The organism is Paramicrobacterium chengjingii (genome assembly GCF_011751765.2).
Lineage (GTDB): Bacteria > Actinomycetota > Actinomycetes > Actinomycetales > Microbacteriaceae > Paramicrobacterium > Paramicrobacterium chengjingii.
Window position 1 is genome coordinate 792,717 of the sequence record NZ_CP061169.1, and the last position, 17,784, is coordinate 810,500.

The following is a 17,784-nucleotide window of genomic DNA, read 5'->3' on the forward strand; positions in this document are numbered from 1 at the left end:
TCGTCGGATACTCCGGCCCCGTCAGCGCCATGTAGCGCAGACGCCCTCCCCGCAACCTGATCCCCTGGCCGGCACCGTCCGGCCTGTCGTCCGACAACGAACGCGCCCTGACGCTCGTCGTCTGCATTGACCGCCGAAACAACCTCAAGCGAGACGCACACTATGTCCGGCACTGAAGCCACGCGAAAATCCAACCTCACCACCGTTCAGGCAATCTGGCGCATCTATCCGTTCGTCAAGCATGCGCTGCCGCGCATTTCGCTCGGAATGGTCGCTGCCCTTCTCGGTTCGATCGTTGCGCTCGTCATTCCGATGGTGCTCGAAAAGCTCGTCAACGGTGCCCTCGCGCAGAGAGATCCCGCAGAGATCTGGCCCGCCGTCGGCGTGATCCTTGCGCTCGGCGTCGTCGAAGCGGCGATGATCGCCCTTCGCCGCTGGTTCGTGCTGCTGCCGGGCACGACGGTCGAGGCAAAGATGCGCAACGAGATCTACCGTCAGCTCCAAGACCTTCCTGTCGCCTTCCACGACCGCTGGCCCTCAGGGCAGCTGTTGTCGCGCATGATGCAGGATCTCAGCCTGATTCGTCGCTGGCTCTCGTTCGGCACCGTTCTGCTCGTCGTCAACGTGCTGACGATCATCATCGGCGCAGCGCTGCTCTTCTCCTGGCATTGGCTGCTCGGCCTGATCTTCCTGGTCTGCGCCATCCCTGTCTGGATTTATGGGTACACCTTTGAGAAGCGGTACTCCACGATTGCACGCCGCAGTCAGGATCAAGCGGGCGACCTCGCCACGAACGTCGAAGAGGCGGTTCACGGCATTCGAGTGCTCAAGGCATTCGGCCGGGGTAAGCACGCGCTCGCTGGCTTCTCCGTTCGTGCCGAGAGCCTTCGCGGTGTCGAGATTGAGAAGGCGAAGGCGATCGCCGGCATCTGGTACTGGCTGATTCTGCTGCCCGACATCGGGTTCGGGCTGTGCCTCGTCGCAGGCATCTGGCTCGCGTCGCTTGGGCAGATCAACGTGGGCGAGCTTTTCGCGTTCTTCGCCACAGCGACGGTGCTGCGCTTTCCGATCGAGTCCATCGGCTTTCTGCTCTCGATGACTTTCGATACGCGCACTGCCGTCGACCGCGTCTTCGAGGTGCTCGACGAGGTGAACACGATCACCGACCCCGAGCATCCGCAGACCATCGAGAACCCGCTCGGTCGCCTCGAATTCGCCGACGTGCACTTTCGCTTCGCGGACACGCCCGAGCATTACCCCGACCTCATCAATGGCGTGAACCTGACGATCGAGCCGGGGGAGACAATGGCGCTCGTCGGTTTGACCGGATGCGGCAAGACGACGCTCACCTCGCTCACGACCCGCATCTACGACCTCACGGGAGGGGCCGTACGTCTGGACGGCGTCGATGTACGTGACCTCACGAGAGGGGAGCTGCGTCGCCACGTCGCCATGGCGTTTGAAGACGCGACGCTGTTCTCGGCATCCGTGCGTGAAAACGTGCTTCTCGGGCGAGAGCATCTCGATCTCGACAGCGTCGAGGCACAGCAGATTCTCGACGAGGCAATTGGCATTGCGCAGGCCCAGTTCGTTCACGACCTGCCGAACGGTGTCGACACGACAGTGGGCGAAGAGGGAATGAGTCTCTCTGGCGGTCAGCGACAGCGGCTTGCGCTTGCACGTGCCGTGGCGGCCGCACCCTCTGTGCTGGTTCTCGACGACCCGCTCTCGGCGCTCGACGTCGACACGGAGGCGCTCGTCGAAGCAGCGCTGCGACGCGTGCTCGCGTCGACGACGGCGCTCATCGTTGCCCACCGTCCGTCAACCGTGGCGCTCGCGGATCGCGTCGCCCTCATGCAGAACGGCCGCATCGCCGATGTCGGCACGCACACAGAATTGCTCGCGCGCAACGAGCACTACCGGTTCGTGATCTCGTCGCTCGAAGACGAAGAGAAGCGCGAACGCGAGGAGGTTGCACAATGAGCACGGCTACCGTGCGAGGTGTGTCCGGCGAGGAGCGCGGAGACCTCACGAAAGAAGAGAGCAGGCAGATTCGCCAGCGGTCGTTGCGGCTTCTCGGCACGCTGCTGAAGCCGCTGCGTGCGCGGGTGGTCGGCGCGATGACGCTGGTGATCATCTCAACAGCATCCAGTGTTGCCGGTCCCGCGCTCATCGCATTCGGAATCGATACGGCACTGCCCGCCGTGATCGATCGGGCCGATTGGCTGCCGGCGCTCGGCGTCGGTGTCGTCTACCTTGTCACAGCGCTCGCCGCCGCCACCTTCATGGCGAGCTACGTTGTTGCGAGTGCACGTGTGAGCCAGGCCGTTCTGCTCGATCTGCGAATGCGGGTGTTTCAGCACACGCAGAAGCTCAGCCTCGAATTTCACGAGTCATACACATCTGGGCGCATCATCTCGCGTCAGACCAGTGATCTGGATGCCATCAAGCAGCTGCTCGATGAGGGCATCAGTCAGCTGGTCAACGGAATCCTCTACATGGGATTCATCTTCGGTGCGCTGTTTCTGCTCGACTGGACGAGCGGGCTCGTTGTCGTGTGCTCTGTCGTGCCGCTGTACTTCTTGACGCGCTGGTTCCAGAAGCGATCCCAGGTGATGTTCCGAAAGTCCCGTGTGCTGTCCGCTCGCGTGATCGTGCACTTCGTCGAGTCGATGACTGGCATTCGCGCCGTGAAGGCATTTCGCAAGGAGAAGCGCAACGAGAAGGAGTTCGGCCGACTCGTCGAGGACTATCGCGACATCAACGCTCGCACGATTCAGCTCTTCGGAATCTACGAGCCCGGAATCATCATGATCGGAAACCTCGCCGTCGCCGCCGTTCTGCTCGTCGGAGGCTACCGCGTCGTGGACGGCCACATGGAAATCGGGGCGCTGCTTGCGGCCGTGCTCTACGTGCGGCGGTTCTTCGATCCGATGGAAGAGATGGCGATGTTCTACAACGCCTACCAGTCGGCAGCAGCGGCACTCGAGAAGATTTCGGGTGTGCTCGAAGAGCGCCCGAGTGTTCCCGATCCGACATCGCCTATCGACCTGTGGTCGGCCAAAGGCCGCGTCACGTTCGACGACGTCACGTTTGCGTACAACGAGAACACAACTGTGCTGCCCAGCTTCACCCTCGACATTCCCGCGGGACAGACGATTGCGCTCGTTGGATCGACGGGCGCGGGCAAATCCACCCTCGCCAAGCTCATCTCCCGGTTCTACGATCCAACACGGGGCGCGGTGCTGCTAGATGACGTCGATCTGCGACAACTGCACCCGAAAGACCTGCGTCGGGCGATCGTGATGGTGACGCAGGAGGCCTACCTGTTTTCGGGCACCGTCGCCGACAACATTGCGCTCGGACGGCCCGATGCATCGCGCGACGAGATCGTCGCTGCCGCACACGCCGTTGGAGCGCACCAGTTCATCGATGATCTGCCGGACGGGTACGACACCGACGTGAACGAGCGCGGAGGCCGTGTCTCTGCGGGACAGCGGCAGCTGATCTCCTTTGCCAGGGCTTTCCTCGCCGACCCCGCTGTGCTGATTCTCGACGAAGCCACGGCGTCACTCGACATTCCGAGTGAGCGGCTTGTGCAGGAGGCCCTGCAGACGCTTCTTGCCGATCGCACTGCCGTGATCATCGCACACAGGCTGTCGACGGTTGCGATCGCCGACCGCGTGCTTGTCATGGAGCACGGTCGCATCGTTGAAGACGGAACGCCTACGGCGCTGATCGCTGGAACGGGGAGGTTCGCACAGCTCCACGCCGCGTGGCGGGACTCGCTCGTGTAAGTGCGGGTGCCGCTACGCTGGCTATGTGGAGTCGCCAGCTGAATCACGTGCCGCCGTCGCCGTGCAGAACCTTCCGCCCGGCTACTTCGCCCTCGTGATGGCAACGGGAATTATCTCGCTCGGTCTTCACCTTGAGAGCATCGACGTGCTCTCGATGGTGCTCTTTGTCGTCGCTGCGGCCGGGTACGTGGTTCTTCTCGTGCTCACGTTGTGGCGCGGCATCCGATATCCCACGCGCATCGTTGATGACTTCTCGGCGGCGCACAACGGGTTCTCGTTCTTCACATTCGTCGCGGGCACGAATGTACTCGGCGCGCGGATCGCGGCTGAGGGTGGAAACGTGATTCTGCCTTTCGTTCTGCTCAGTGTGAGCTTCGCGGCCTGGATCATTCTCGGCTATGTCATTCCCGGTCTCGTTATCGGCAGGCATCAAGGTGCCGACATCCTTTCAGGTATCAACGGCACGTGGTTCATCTGGTCCGTGGCCAGTCAGTCGGTCGCGGTGCTGGCTGCCTCGCTCGAGCCGAAAGCTCCGAAGGGAATCAGCGACGCACTGTCGATCGTCGCCGTGCTTTCGTGGGGGATCGGCCTGATTCTGTATGGGGTGATCGGATGCGCCGTGGTCATTCGTCTGCTCACCAGAGGTATCTCGGCGGCCGAGCTGGGACCGCCCTACTGGGTGACGATGGGTGCCGGTGCCATCACCGTGCTCGCGGGATCTCGCATCGTCGAAATGACCGACACCGCCATGCTGAGTGTTGTGCAGGCTCCCGTCGCCGCGGCCGCCGTTGTGTTCTGGGCGTTCGCCACGTGGCTGATTCCCGCGCTCTTCGGCATTGGTCTGTGGCGTCACGCGATCAAGAAGATTCCGCTGCGATACGAGGCATCGCTTTGGAGCATGGTCTTTCCCCTCGGCATGTATGCCGTTGCGGGCATTTATCTCGGTGATGCCGATGATCTGCCCATCGTCGGATGGATCGGCGGGCGCTTTCTTTGGGTCGCGCTCGTGGTCTGGGCCGTCATCTTCGTGTGGATGATCGCGAGTCTCGTTGTCGCGTCACGGGCACCTCGAGCGTCGTCAATCGCGAGATCCGACGAACGCTGAGCGCGTGAGCGCATACCCGGTGCGTGTTGTGCGCAGGGGAGTACCCTCGACGTCATAGTGGCGACGGGCTGACTCATCATGGCACTGCGGGGGCTTCCCCGATGCCTGCACGACTCGCCACCAGGGCACCTCGCTGCCGTAACGCGCCATCACCCAGCCGACGCCGCGTGCCGAGCGGGATCCGAACTGGGCCGCAACTTGCCCGTAGCTCATCACGCGGCCGGAAGGGATGGATTCGACGACAGAGAGTACTGCCTCGACGAAGTCTTCGTTCACGGTCGGTTGACGGCTACATGTTGAGCTGGCCGACGACCTCGCCATACTCGGTCTCGTCGACAGGGCTGAACCCGACGGCAAGGAAGAACTGCTCGGGGCCGCCCTCGCCTGGCTCGTACATGACGTTGATGTGCTTGAAGCCGCGTTCGCGCGCTTCGGCGGCAAGGGCGTCGACCGCAAACTTTCCGACACCCTGTCTCTGGGCGTCAGCGTCGACGTTGATGCGCCAGAGAACGCTCTGGAAGTACTCGTCCATGCCCTCGTGATCGAAGTTGCCCTGAACGAAGCCGACGACGTCATCACCATCGAGAACGACGCGCTGCCATGTGGTAGCGGGATTCGTGACGGCAGCGGCAACCGAGTACGACACCGGTGCCACAAACTGCTCTTGGCCCGGCCGTAACGACAAGGCGTTGACCGCCACGATTGTCGATGCCGATAATTCCACTACTCGCATCTCACCCATGATCCCAGGCTAGCCTCATGTGGCCCTCGACGGGAAGAGCGTCAGTTCGAATTGCACACGCGGGCCACATCGGACTCGGCAGTTTCGGCTGCCGACAGGCTCGTATTCAGGGCGGAGTTGTCGACGGAATCGGGGTTCGCCTCCGTCGCCTTTGCGGCATCCGCGAACTCGCTGTTAAAGTCCTTCAGCGCTGCCGTCATGGCGTCGACCGCTGTCTTGACGTCGCCGTTCGAGATCTTCGAGACGTCTTTCTCAAATGTGGTCACGGCCGCGTCGAGATCGTCGCGTGCGGTTGCCGGATCGTCAATGAGCGAGCCGCTTGAGTTGGTGATCGCGTCGACGAGAGCGAGGTCGGCGCTGCTGAAGATATCGCACGCCTCGCTCTTCGACTGGGCCGGAGCGCAGCCCGTGAGCGCAGCGCCAATGATCAGCACGAGAGCGAGCGGAGCGAAGCGTGACGTCATTGGTCCCCCTATGGTTCTCGACGGTAGTCGATTTTCGCCCGAAGGTCTTGCTGCGAGGGAATGTGTGATGCAGTCGGGCCGGAACAAGGTTGCAATTTGGTTGTTAGTAAGGTGTACTAACAAACATGAAAGCCACGGATGCGCGTCGACGGGGTGCCGCCCGTGCGCTGCGGCCGAGCAGCAAACTGCTGCCCGAGTACACGCGTGCGCACAACAGATCGCTTGTGCTGCAGACGCTGTATCGTGATGGGCCGCTGAGCCGTGCGGACATCTCGAGGTCGACGGAACTCACGCGCGTGACGGTGTCTGATCTCGTGGCCGAGCTCATCGACGAGAGCTTCATTGTCGAGCGAGGCCTCCGAGACGAATCGCGCCCGGGGAAGCGCGCGACGATGCTCGAGATCGATCGCACCGGGCACCAGATGATCGCTGTCGATCTGTCTGACGACACGGCCTTTCGGGCGGCAATCGTGAACCTCGGTGGTGAGTTCCTCGAACGATGCGAGGTGCCGATCGATGGCGCATTGGGTAACGAAGCTCTCGCGAAAGCGCTCGCCGTCATCGACATGGCACGGGCACTCGCTACGGCTCCTCTGCTCGGCATCGGCGTCGGGTCGCCCGGCGTGATCGACGACCTGGGTGTCGTGCGTGTTGCCGTGAGCCTCGGGTGGACAGACGTCAACCTGCGGTCGGCGATCGAGCAGCAGACTGGTCTTCCCGTCAGCGTCATGAACGACGTGAACGTCGCTGTGCTCGCTGAGCATGGCTTTGGCGACATCGACAGCGACGACATCATCCTTGTGCGCATTGGGCAGGGTGTCGGAGCGGGCGTGATCGTTGGCGGTGCCACGTTCCGCGGCAGTCGCTTCTGGGACGGTGAGATCGGTCACGTGACTGTTGGAACCGGAGGCGGGCCGCAGTGCCGCTGTGGCCGAACTGCATGCCTCGAGGCATGGGTCGGCGTGCCCCGGCTGACGGCAGAGCTCGATCGCCTCGCAGACGAACACGATCAAGAACGATTTCTCCGCGACGCGGGGGAGCACCTGGGAATCGCGCTCGCCCCCATCGTGCGCACTCTCGACCTGGCAGACGTCGTGCTGTCCGGGCCCGCAGATCTGTTGGGCGGAGCGTTTCTGCGCGCCGCTCACGACACGCTCCTGGAACGAACGATGATCGGCGACCCCGATGATCTTTCGCTCAGGATGACCACGCTCGGACGCGACAACGTTCTGTTCGGCGCCGTGGTTCTCGTCCTCACCGGACAACTCGGGGTCTCGTAAGAGCACCCTGCACACATTCGCACCACAACGACGTGGCGGCACTACGGTTCGCCCGCATTCCCTGAGAAAGGACCTCATGATGAGGAAAACCGGCATTGTGGCCCTCGGGGCCATTGCAGCACTGGCGTTAGCCGGATGCTCCGGATCGGCCGAAGGCGCGTCTGATGACGCCTCGGCAGAGATCCGGGTATGGCTCGTCGGAACGGACACCCCCGACGAAGCCCGCAGCTACCTGAAAGAGACGTTCGAGGAGGAGAACCCCGGATCAACGCTGGTCATCGAAGAGCAGCAGTGGAACGGACTCGTCGACAAATACACGACAGCGCTCTCGGGATCGGATTCCCCTGACGTCGTCGAGATCGGCAACACTCAAGCGGCGGCATTCACGTCGGCTGGCGCCTTCACCGACCTCACCGACAAGTACGACGAACTCGGAGGTGACAGCCTGCTTCAGGGCTTTGTCGAAGCCGGCACCTACGAAGACAAGATCTACGCCTACCCGTACTACTCGGGCGCACGCGTCGTGTTCTACACCCCGCAGATCTTCGGCGGCGAGGTTCCGACGACACTCGACGAGTACGTCGACGCCGGCATCGCCATGAAGGAGGCCGGAACAGCCTCGGGCATCTACGCACCAGGGAAGGACTGGTACAACGTGCTCCCGTTCGTCTGGGAGAACGGCGGCTACGTTGCCGAGCAGCAAGACGACGGAACCTGGAAGGCCGGCTTTTCGAGCGACGGCGGCGTCGCTGGGCTCGAGCAGATGCAATCGATCTACACCAGCGCCACATCGGCTCCCAAAGACGGAGACGAGACGAACGCTCAGGTTCCCTTCTGCGAGGGCGACGTCGGGTTTCTCTCGGCACCAAGCTGGTTCCAGTGGTCGCTCAAGGCCGAGGCGGATGCTGACACGCCAGGCTGCCCCGACACTTACGGTAAGGACGTCACAGCATTCGCGCTTCCCGGCAAGGACGGCGGCGCGGCCGCAGCATTCGCCGGTGGATCGAACATTGCGGTAGCCGCGACCTCAGCGCACCGGGATCTCGCGTACAAGGCACTGCAGATCATGCTGTCGCCCGATTACCAGGAGCTTCTCGCTGCCAAGGGTCTGATCCCCGCGACAAGCGAGGCTGCCGACGCGCTCCCGGACGACGAAGTGACCGCCGCCGCGGCCGCTGCGGCCGAGAACGCTCGACTGACTCCCGCTGCACCGAAGTGGGCTGACGTGGAGGCATCAGAGGTGATCAAGAACGCGCTGGTGAAGATCGCCCAGGGCGGTGACGTGACGACGATCGCCACGAACCTCGACGCCGAAATCGAAGAGATCCTCAACAGCTGACCCGCTACCCCCACGGGTCACGACGGGCGTTCTCGGGCCCCTCCCGAGAACGCCCGTCACACACACACGTAAGGAGCGCGCATGACCACGACGGTCAGCGAAGCCCGCGCGGAACAGCCGACGCCACACCGGCCCCGCACACGCTCGCGCCGAAAGCGCCTGACGCCCTGGATGATGCTGGCTCCGGCCACAGTCGTTCTGCTCGTCATGACGGGCTACCCGCTCGTCAAAATGGCCATCAACTCATTCCAGAAGTACGGAAAGGCCCAGATCTTCGGCGCACCACCCGAGTGGATCGGCCTCAAGAACTACCTGGGCACGCTTGCTGACCCCACCTTCTGGGCCGTTGCGGGACGCAGCTTCACCCTCATGGCCGTGCTCGTCATCGCGACGATGAGCCTCGGCATCCTGATCGCGCTCTTGATGATGCGGGTGAATGCGTTTTTTCGCCTGCTGATCTCGATCGGTCTGCTGCTTGCCTGGGCGATGCCTCCCGTGTCGTCTGTTGTGGTGTGGGGCTGGATCGTCGACACAAAGTACGGTCTGCTGAACTGGGTGCTCAACGCCGTCACGGGAACAACTGACTGGTCGGGGCACTCCTGGCTCATCGATCCGCTGTCGTTTTACGCGGTGCTCACGGTGATCATCACCTGGATGTCTGTTCCGTTCGTCGCGTTCACCGTGTATGCCGGACTCACCCAAGTGCCAGACGAAGTACTCGAGGCGGCGCAACTCGATGGCGCGGGCGCCGTGAAGCGCTTCGGCTTCATTGTGCTGCCGTATCTGCGCAGCATCCTGCTCATTACCGCCGTGCTGCAGATGATCTGGGATCTGCGCGTCTTCACCCAGGTGTACACGTTGCAGGGGCTCGGTGGAATCTCGAGCCAGACCGATGTGTTCGGCACGTACATCTTTCACCTGGGGTCGAGCAATCTCGGTGCAGCGGGTGCCGTGTCGTTCATTATGGTCGCCATGATGCTGCTGATCTCCATCTACTACGTGAGCAAGACAGTGAAGGACGAAGAAATATGAGCGTCGTAACGCGCGCCCGGCCCACCGGAACGTCAGCTGAGGCCTCCGGTGCCCGCCGCCCCGCATCTGTGAGGCGCCGTGGCACTGCTCGAGAGGCGAAACGGGCCTCGGCAAACGCTCTCTGGGGCGTCGTGTCGATCATCGTCTTCGTCTGCTCGGTGTTTCCCGTCTATTGGATGCTGAACACTTCGTTCAAGCCAAACGCCGACGTGATCAGCCCGACCCCGCAGTGGTGGCCAGAGAACTTCACTTTGCGCAACTACGTCACGGTGCTGTTCGAGCCCGCGCGGCCCGACCGCGCAAACTTCGGCTCGTCGTTCATGGTGTCGCTCGCGGTCACGGGACTGACGCTGCTGATCTGCCTCGTGTTCGCCTTCATCGGCGCCATCGCCGTTTCGCGCTTCAAATTCCGCGGGCGCAGGCAGTACATCATTGCGCTGCTTGTCATTCAGATGATTCCGGGCGAAGCGCTCATGTTCACCATCTTCGGCATGGTCGACTCTTGGCGGCTGCTGAACACGATCATCGGTCTGACGATCGTGTATCTGGCCGGCGTTCTGCCCTTCACCATCTGGATGCTCCGCGGATTCGTCGCCGGTGTTCCGGCCGACCTCGAGGAGGCGGCGATGATCGACGGATGCACCCGAACGCAGGCATTCTGGAAAGTGACGTTTCCGCTGCTCGCGCCCGGACTCATCTCGACGGGAGTCTTCGCGTTCATCCAAGCGTGGAATGAGTTCTTGATGGCGCTCATCATCATGCAGAGTCCCGGCTCGTACACGCTGCCCATCTGGCTGCGCGCGTTTCAGCAGGCGACGCAGGCGACAAACTGGGCGGCGATTATGGCCGGCTCGACGCTTCTCGCTTTGCCCGTCGTGATCTTCTTCCTTTTCGTTCAGGGTCGCATGACCGGAGGACTTGTATCGGGAGCGGTGAAAGGATGAGGGGTATGCCCTCGCTTTCCGCCACTGCAACACTGCTCCCTGGTTTCGAGGGCACGACGCTGCCCGGGTGGCTGGCCGCGCGGCTTCGCGCCGGGCTCGGCGGTGTCTGCATCTTCGGCCCGAATATCGAGGATGCCGCGGGGCTGCGTCGCCTCACGGATCAGATTCGTGAGGCCAACCCGCACGCGATCGTCGCGATCGACGAAGAGGGCGGAGACGTCACGCGGCTCCATTATTCGACGGGGTCGCCGTACCCGGGCAACGCCGTTCTCGGGCGGCTCGACGACACAGCCGTCACGGCGCGCGTCGCCGCCGAGGTTGCGGCTGAGCTTCGGTCAGCCGGGTGCACGCTGAACTTCGCACCGAGCATCGACGTCAACTCAAACCCGCTCAATCCCGTGATCGGGGTGCGCAGCTTCGGCGCTGACGAACAGCTCGTCGCCCGCCATGGCTCCGCCTGGATCACCGGGCTGCAGAGCGCCGGAGTCGCGGCGTGCGCCAAGCACTTTCCCGGGCACGGCGACGTCGATTCCGATTCGCACGTCGCGCTTCCCGTTCTCGATGTCGACAGCGAAACGTTGCTGGCGCGTGAGCTCACGCCCTTCGTCGCCGCGATCGACGTGGGCGTCACCGCGATCATGACGAGCCACATCATGCTTCCGCAGATCGACCCCGTCAACCCTGCGACGATGTCGAGTGTGGTGCTCGAGGGCCTGTTGCGCGAGCAGCTCGGCTTCGACGGGCTCATCGTCAGCGACGCCCTCGACATGGCGGGGGCCAGCGCCGAGATCGGCATTCCCGAGGCTGCGGTGCGAGCGCTCGCCGCAGGAGTGGATCTGCTGTGCATCGGAACGGCGAACACTGACGAGCAGCTGCGTGACATCGAGCAGGCGGTCTCGGATGCTGTCGCAACCGAGCGGCTTGCGGCATCCCGTGTCGCCCAGGCAACGGCCAGGGTGAGGGAGTTCGCCCGCACCCACATCGCTGTGAGCGGCGGTGCGGGCGCCGATGCCGGCGGTGCGATCGACGACAACGCCATTGCCGAGGCACGTGCCGCGATCTCTGTCACAGCGGATGCTGCAGCCCTCGACGCCGCGCGAACGCCCGCCGCCGTGCTGCGCCTCGACGCCGTGGCGAACATCGCTGTGGGAACGGCCCCGTGGGGGCCCTTCAGCCTCGACGATCCGTGGCACGGCGCGCCGGTCACTCGCATGAACCTCGCAGACGACGACCCCACCGCGCTCGCGCGCACGCTCGACGCCGACGCGAGCCCCGGAACGATCATCGTCATCGGCAAGGGCAACCACAGGCATCCGCCTGCGATCGCCGTGATCGACGCTCTTCGAGCCACCGGCCGATCCGTCTTGACGGTTGACATGGGCTGGCCCGCGGCCGACCGCGCCTACGCAGACGTCGCCACATTCGGCGCCTCACGGCTGATGGGGACGGCGCTCATTCGGCACCTCGCCTGCACCGCCCGGTGAGGGCAGTCTCCGGCTCCGATCAGAACCCGATACGCTCGGAGACGGCAGTCTGCGTACTCCATGCTCGACTCGCGCCCGCTGAAATCTCGAAGGAAAGTATTAATGGCTGAAGTCATCATCGTCCCGTCCGCGGAAGCCGCGGGGTCTCTTGTCGCAGACGAGATCGTCTCGCTGATTGCGGCACAGCCGAACGCCGTGCTCGGACTGGCAACCGGGTCCACCCCGCTGCCCGTGTATCGGGCGCTCTCCGAACGGCGCGATGAAATGGATCTGTCGAAGGTCTCGGGCTTTGCCCTCGACGAATACGTCGGCCTTCCGGCATCCCACCCCGAGAGCTACCGCTCGGTGATCACGCGCGAGGTTGTGGAGCCGCTCGGGCTCAACCCGGAGTTCGTGCACGTGCCCAACGGCGCGCTCGAGTCGATTTCGCACGCGGGTGACGATTATGAGGCGGCCATCGCCGACGCGGGAGGCATCGACCTGCAGATTCTCGGCATCGGCACCGACGGCCACATCGGCTTCAACGAGCCGGGATCGTCGTTTGCGTCGCGCACACGTGTGAAGACGCTCACCGAGCAGACGCGCCGCGATAACGCCCGCTTCTTCGACTCAGAAGACGACGTGCCGATGCACTGCATTACGCAGGGTCTCGGCACGATTCAGCGTGCACGGCACATTGTTCTGCTCGCGTTTGGGGCGGGCAAGGCGCGTGCCGTCGCGGGTGCGGTGGAAGGGCCCCTTACCGCATCCCTGCCCGGTTCGTCACTTCAGCTCCACGTGCGAGCAACGGTCATCGTCGACGAGGCTGCCGCGGCAGAACTGCGGAACGCTGACTACTACCGGCACGCGTATGCCAACAAGCCCTCGTGGCAGGGCCTCTAGAGCAGCACTCGCCGAAAAGGACGAGGTTTTGTAAAGAAACCTCGCCACTTTTGGCGGAGATCCGGTCGGGGCGGCCGACCTGACGGTTACGCCGTGTCGCTGCTGGGTGCTGTGGCTTCAGCGGTCGGTGCAGGAACGGGCGCTGACGTTGCAGCGGGCGCAGCGGTGGAATCTGCCGTCGCCGTGCTGCTGCCCGCGTCACCGTCGCTGGAAACCTCACGTACTTCCTTCTTGAAGATCTTCATCGACTCGCCGACGCTCTTGGCGAGGCCCGGCAGCTTTGGTGCGCCGAAGAGCAGAAGAACGATGAACAGAATGATGACGAAGTGCCATCCGGTGAGATTGGCGAGCATGGGGACCTCCACGTCGAAACGCTCAAGACTTAAGTCTTTCCAGCATAGGCGCTGAATTCGGTTCTTGCTGGGAATCCGTGCGTCAGAACACTTTGCCAGGGTTCAGGATGCCCAAGGGATCAAACACCTGCTTGATCTGTCGTTGCAATTCCAACTGATCTTCGCCGAGCTCGTCGCCGAGCCAGCGTTTCTTGAGAATGCCGATTCCATGCTCGCCCGTAAGCGTGCCGCCGAGTTTCAGCGCAGCCAGAAATAATTCGTCGGCCGCTGCCCACACCTGGTCGGGCACGATGGGACCGTCAAAGATGAAGTTCGGGTGAAGATTGCCGTCTCCCGCGTGGGCAAGCGTGGGAATCGTGATTCCGAACTTCTGCTCGATCGCGGCAATCGCATCGAACATATCGGGCAACGCTGTGCGCGGAACCGAGACATCTTCGATCAGCGTTGTTCCGAGCGCTGCGAGCGATGGATGTGCGGCACGCCGAATGGCGAGGAGCTTCTCTGCTTCGTCGCGGTCGGTTGTGAGGTCAGCGTCTCCGCCAAGCTCTGTGATGATCTCGAGTGCGCGATGGGCGTCTTCCGCCGCCCCGGGCCCATCGAACTGCACGGCGAGATGCGCGTTGCCCCGCCCGGCGAGCGAGCTGCCAGCGAACGCGTCGATCGCGCGCAGCACCGACGGGTCGATGAGCTCCATCACGGCGGGCTGCAGACCCGCGGCCGTGATCGCGGCGGATGCTGCGGCAGCATCCCGAACACCGGGGTAGAACGAAGCGATGGTCGCCAGCGTTCCGGGAACCTCCCGGCGAATGCGCACGGTTGCCTCAACGATGACCCCGAGCAGCCCTTCCGACCCGACCATCAATGCGGTGAGGTCGAGGCCCGTGACGCCCTTGACGCTGCGATGGCCAAGCGTGAGCAGTCGGCCGTCAGGCAACACCACCTTCAGGCCGAGAACAGCATCGCGCGTTACGCCATACTTGGCGCACAGCAGTCCGCCCGCGTTCGTCGCGATATTGCCGCCCACAGTCGAGATCGCCTTCGACGCCGGGTCGGGCGCGAACCAGAGGCCCTGTTCGCCGAGAATCTCATTGAACCGGCCGTTCAGGATGCCGGGTTCGACGACGGCGAGCAGATCGGACTCGTTGATCTCGAGCACACGGTCCATGGCGAGTGTCGAGAGTACGATTTCCCCCGAGGCAGCGATCGCGCCGCCCGCGAGGCCGGTGCCGGCGCCTCGCGTCACGACGGGTGTGTGCGTCGCTGTCGCGATGCGCATGGTGGCCTGAATGTCTTCGATGGAGCGCGCGTTCACGACAGCCAGCGGTGCCGAGCCCGAACGGTGCCCCGATTTGTCGGCCCGCGCGGCGTCAAGCTGTGCGGCATCCGTTGATACAGCATCTCCGAGCGCGTCGATGAGCTGGGCGACGATGTCTGTCATGTCAGTCGAGCTCTCGCCGCCCGTTGATGACGCCAGCGGTGACCGCAACGATGGCGAAGATCGCCGCAACGACAGGCTGTCCCATGTCCCACCACGCAAAGACCGCGGTACCCATGACGGCGATCTCGACGATGGCTTTGCCGAAGACATCCATCTGGAACACCGCCTTGGGGGAGCGGAACAGCGCCCAGAGCACAATGGCGATCACGGGTGCTCCGATTCCGACGACGACGTTCCAGGGCAGCTCGAAGCAGATGAAGCCCCACAGGCCAAGCGACACGAAGGCGAAGAGCTCGAGAACGAACCGAACGATGTCAATGACGCTGACGCGAACGGGCTCAGATGTTGAAGTCACAAGTCAAGTCTACGATGCCCCGTGGCATTGGCCGTTGCGATATCAGTCGTCAGTGCTCGCTCCCTGAACGCGCGACAGGAACGCTTGCGTCTCGGCCTGCTGTGGGTCATCGAAGATCTGCTCGGGCGGGCCGGCCTCAACGATGCGGCACTGCGAGAGAAAGATGACGCGGTCGGCGACCCGGCGTGCGAAAGACATCTCGTGCGTGGCCATGACCATCGTGCTCCCCGCCTGCTTCAGCTCACCGACGAGGTCGAGCACTTCGCCGACCAACTGAGGATCGAGTGCGCTCGTGATCTCGTCGAGCAGCAGAAGTTCGGGCTCCGTCGCGATGGCGCGCGCGATCGCGACACGCTGCTGCTGCCCTCCCGAGAGTCGGTCGGGGTACTCGCCAGCCTTCTCTTCGAGGCCGATGCGCCGCAGCAGTTCACGCGCACGTGATTCGGCCTCGGCCTTTCCAATGCCGAAGACATTGCGGCTCGCCAACGTGATGTTGTGCAGAACAGAGAGGTGGGGAAAGAGGTTGTAGTGCTGAAAGACGACGCCGATGCGTGCGCGCACACGATCGGCGTTCACCCTCGGATCGGTGATGTCGTCGCCCTGCAGGAAGATCTGGCCGTCATCGACGCGCTCGAGAAGATTGATGGTCTTCAGCAGCGTTGACTTTCCTGATCCGCTCGCGCCGATCAAAGCAACTACTTCGTGCTCGGCGACCTCGATGTCGATTCCTTGCAGCACGGCGGTGTCGTCAAACCATTTCTGTACACCGGTGACGCGCAGCACAGGCTTGGGCGTGGCAGGTTGCTCGCTCATACCTGTCCTCCCATCTGCTCGCGGCGTTGTGCGCGTGCTGTGTACCAGTCGGTCAGCCTGATCATCGGCCATGACAAGAGCACGAAGAGGATGCCCGCGACAACGTATGGCGTGAAGTTATAGATGCTCGCAACTTCGATCTGCGCGGCGCGGATCGCGTCGACAGCGCCGAGCACCGAGATCAGACCAACGTCTTTCTGCATCGAGACGAAGTCGTTCATGAGAGCAGGCGTCACCTTGCGCACAGCCTGGGGCAGAACGACGAGCCGCAGGGTCTTCGAATACCCGAGCCCCAGCGATCGCGCGGCCATGCGCTGCGACGGGTGAACTGCCTCGATTCCCGCGCGCAGAACTTCGGCAACGTACGACGAATACGTCAGCGTCAGAGCGACGGTTCCCCACACCTGCATGGGCAGGCGATCGGTGAACCCGAGAGCGGGAATGCCGAACCCGACGAGGTAGAGAACAAGCAGAAGAGGAATGCCTCGAAAGAAGTCGGTGTAGATCGCTGCGCCAAGGCGGATCGGCGCGAAGACAGCGCCACGAAGCGTTCGTGCAATGGCAAGAAGGGAGCCGAAGATTCCCACGAGAATGGCGGCGAAGAAGAGCACCTGAATGTTGAGCCAGAGACCGACGAGGATGCTGGGAAAGGAGGCGATTGCCGTCTCGACGTCGAAGAACGAACGGCGCACGTCGTCCCAGCCGGGACTGTTGACGAGAACAAACCACACGACCACAGCAAAGACGATGGTGCTCGCCACGCTAATGAGAAGCGAACGGACTGTCTGTCTGCGTCGATAGGATCGCCGCTCGCGCTCGACGCGGCTCGGCTCAAGCCGAGCTGGGCCCGAAGACGTACTGGTATCTGCGTCGTTTGTCACGAGGTGTGGGGATGCTCCTATGACAGGACTGTGGCGCCGGCGTTGTCAGCGAGCCACTTCTGGGCGAGATCATCGAGAGTGCCGTCCTCACGGAGTGCGTCGACAGCATCGGACACCGGGCCGGTGAGGGACGAGTCGTTCTCAAGCAGGAGAGCGAGCTTGTCTCCGCCGGCGGAGCTCTCGAACTGCCCGACGAGTACGCCGTCGTCGAGAACAGCATTGGCGTTGTAGAACGCCGTCGGCAAGTCGGTGACGAGCGCATCGATGTTGCCCGAGATGAGCGCCTGAACGGTGTCTTCGTTGCTGTTGAAGATAGCGGGATCCGTGCCGATCGCTTCTTTCACCGCGGCGATCGATGTCGACCCGGCTGCCACGCCGACTTTCACGCCAGCGAGGTCAGCGAGCGATGTGGCCTCGGCTGCGGGGCTTCCCTTGACACTCACGACGCCCTGCGTTGTCTCGTAGTAGGGCGACGAGAAATCGACTGCCTTCTCACGATCGTCGTTTGCCGAGAACTGTTGGATGTTGATGTCGAAGTCCTTTGGGCCGGGCGCAATCACCGTATCGAACGGTGTGCGGATCCAGACGACATCCGATTCGGCAAATCCCAGCTCGTCAGCGACGGCATAGGCGACAGCCGCCTCGAAGCCTTCGCCCGACTCGGGGTCGTCGTTCTCAACCCAGGGTGAATAGGCCGGCTCGCCTGTTGCGATCGTGAACTTCCCCGGCGTCACGGTCTCCAGGCCGGATTCGCTGCCGTCCGCGGCATCCTGAGGTGTCGACGCGGAGCAGGCGGACAGTGCGATCATTGTCGCGGCCGCGCTGGCAATGGCAAGTGATCGCAGAACGAATCGAGTTTTCACGGGGTTCCTCTT

At 63.2% G+C, this 17,784-nt stretch carries 18 protein-coding genes; 9 read left to right on the top strand and 9 right to left on the bottom strand.

Annotation, left to right across the window (positions count from 1 at the left end; all coding sequences use genetic code 11):
• The first annotated feature begins 162 nt into the window (after positions 1 to 162).
• Genes HCR76_RS03905 through HCR76_RS03915 form a run of 3 tightly spaced genes read left to right on the top strand, consistent with a single transcriptional unit; the run spans position 163 to position 4,902 of the window.
• Positions 163 to 1,983, top strand: coding sequence for an ABC transporter ATP-binding protein (locus HCR76_RS03905; protein ID WP_166988408.1), 1,821 nt, complete (start codon positions 163 to 165; stop codon positions 1,981 to 1,983).
• Entirely contained in the window at positions 1,980 to 3,797 is a 1,818-nt protein-coding gene (locus HCR76_RS03910) for an ABC transporter ATP-binding protein (RefSeq protein WP_166988410.1), read from the top strand. Before HCR76_RS03905 ends, HCR76_RS03910 begins: the two co-directional genes overlap by 4 nt.
• Positions 3,798 to 3,822: 25 nt before the next feature.
• Entirely contained in the window at positions 3,823 to 4,902 is a 1,080-nt protein-coding gene (locus HCR76_RS03915; protein WP_244971476.1) for a tellurite resistance/C4-dicarboxylate transporter family protein, read from the top strand.
• Here the strand turns inward: HCR76_RS03915 and HCR76_RS03920 are convergent.
• Genes HCR76_RS03920 through HCR76_RS03930 form a run of 3 tightly spaced genes read right to left on the bottom strand, consistent with a single transcriptional unit; the run spans position 4,876 to position 6,108 of the window.
• Positions 4,876 to 5,178 (bottom strand): MGMT family protein, encoded by a 303-nt coding sequence (locus HCR76_RS03920; protein ID WP_235933933.1) that lies wholly within the window; start codon positions 5,176 to 5,178, stop codon positions 4,876 to 4,878. The genes HCR76_RS03915 and HCR76_RS03920 overlap by 27 nt on opposite strands.
• Before the next feature lie 13 nt (positions 5,179 to 5,191).
• Positions 5,192 to 5,644 (bottom strand): GNAT family N-acetyltransferase, encoded by a 453-nt coding sequence (locus HCR76_RS03925; protein WP_166988414.1) that lies wholly within the window; start codon positions 5,642 to 5,644, stop codon positions 5,192 to 5,194.
• Between the two features lie 41 nt (positions 5,645 to 5,685).
• Entirely contained in the window at positions 5,686 to 6,108 is a 423-nt protein-coding gene (locus tag HCR76_RS03930; protein ID WP_166988416.1) for a hypothetical protein, read from the bottom strand.
• 125 nt (positions 6,109 to 6,233) lie between these two features.
• On the opposite strand from HCR76_RS03930, the gene HCR76_RS03935 reads away from it, so the two are divergent.
• The 6 genes from HCR76_RS03935 (at position 6,234) to HCR76_RS03960 (ending at position 13,069) form a co-directional block, all read left to right on the top strand.
• A complete protein-coding gene (locus HCR76_RS03935) occupies positions 6,234 to 7,388 on the top strand; it encodes an ROK family transcriptional regulator (RefSeq protein ID WP_166988418.1) in 1,155 nt (384 codons plus the stop codon).
• Positions 7,389 to 7,464: 76 nt separating this feature from the next.
• Entirely contained in the window at positions 7,465 to 8,727 is a 1,263-nt protein-coding gene (locus tag HCR76_RS03940; protein ID WP_198248135.1) for an extracellular solute-binding protein, read from the top strand.
• Positions 8,728 to 8,808: 81 nt separating this feature from the next.
• A complete protein-coding gene (locus HCR76_RS03945) occupies positions 8,809 to 9,759 on the top strand; it encodes a carbohydrate ABC transporter permease (RefSeq protein WP_166988420.1) in 951 nt (316 codons plus the stop codon).
• Positions 9,756 to 10,703: a carbohydrate ABC transporter permease gene (locus HCR76_RS03950; protein WP_166988422.1), complete on the top strand. Its 948-nt coding sequence runs from the start codon at positions 9,756 to 9,758 to the stop codon at positions 10,701 to 10,703. The genes HCR76_RS03945 and HCR76_RS03950 overlap by 4 nt, the downstream gene beginning before the upstream one ends.
• A 5-nt stretch (positions 10,704 to 10,708) precedes the next feature.
• A complete protein-coding gene (gene nagZ, locus HCR76_RS03955; protein ID WP_244971477.1) occupies positions 10,709 to 12,187 on the top strand; it encodes a beta-N-acetylhexosaminidase in 1,479 nt (492 codons plus the stop codon).
• Between the two features lie 102 nt (positions 12,188 to 12,289).
• Positions 12,290 to 13,069, top strand: a complete 780-nt coding sequence (locus HCR76_RS03960) for a glucosamine-6-phosphate deaminase (protein WP_166988426.1) — start codon at positions 12,290 to 12,292, stop codon at positions 13,067 to 13,069.
• Positions 13,070 to 13,155: 86 nt separating this feature from the next.
• Here the strand turns inward: HCR76_RS03960 and tatA are convergent, their stop codons facing one another.
• From tatA to HCR76_RS03990, 6 genes are all read right to left on the bottom strand, one after another.
• A complete protein-coding gene (gene tatA, locus HCR76_RS03965) occupies positions 13,156 to 13,434 on the bottom strand; it encodes a twin-arginine translocase TatA/TatE family subunit (protein ID WP_434063575.1) in 279 nt (92 codons plus the stop codon).
• A 70-nt stretch (positions 13,435 to 13,504) separates the two neighbouring features.
• Positions 13,505 to 14,860 carry an FAD-binding oxidoreductase gene (locus tag HCR76_RS03970; RefSeq protein ID WP_166988428.1) on the bottom strand — a complete coding sequence of 452 codons (1,356 nt, stop codon included), beginning with the start codon at positions 14,858 to 14,860 and terminating at the stop codon, positions 13,505 to 13,507.
• Position 14,861: 1 nt separating this feature from the next.
• A complete protein-coding gene (locus tag HCR76_RS03975) occupies positions 14,862 to 15,215 on the bottom strand; it encodes a YrdB family protein (RefSeq protein WP_166988430.1) in 354 nt (117 codons plus the stop codon).
• Positions 15,216 to 15,257: 42 nt separating this feature from the next.
• Positions 15,258 to 16,028, bottom strand: coding sequence for an amino acid ABC transporter ATP-binding protein (locus tag HCR76_RS03980; protein WP_166988432.1), 771 nt, complete (start codon positions 16,026 to 16,028; stop codon positions 15,258 to 15,260).
• On the bottom strand, positions 16,025 to 16,909 hold the full coding sequence (locus tag HCR76_RS03985; RefSeq protein WP_166988434.1) for an amino acid ABC transporter permease: 885 nt from the start codon (positions 16,907 to 16,909) through the stop codon (positions 16,025 to 16,027). The genes HCR76_RS03980 and HCR76_RS03985 overlap by 4 nt, the downstream gene beginning before the upstream one ends.
• Positions 16,910 to 16,926: 17 nt before the next feature.
• Positions 16,927 to 17,772 (bottom strand): ABC transporter substrate-binding protein, encoded by an 846-nt coding sequence (locus tag HCR76_RS03990; protein ID WP_244971478.1) that lies wholly within the window; start codon positions 17,770 to 17,772, stop codon positions 16,927 to 16,929.
• Positions 17,773 to 17,784 lie beyond the last annotated feature (12 nt).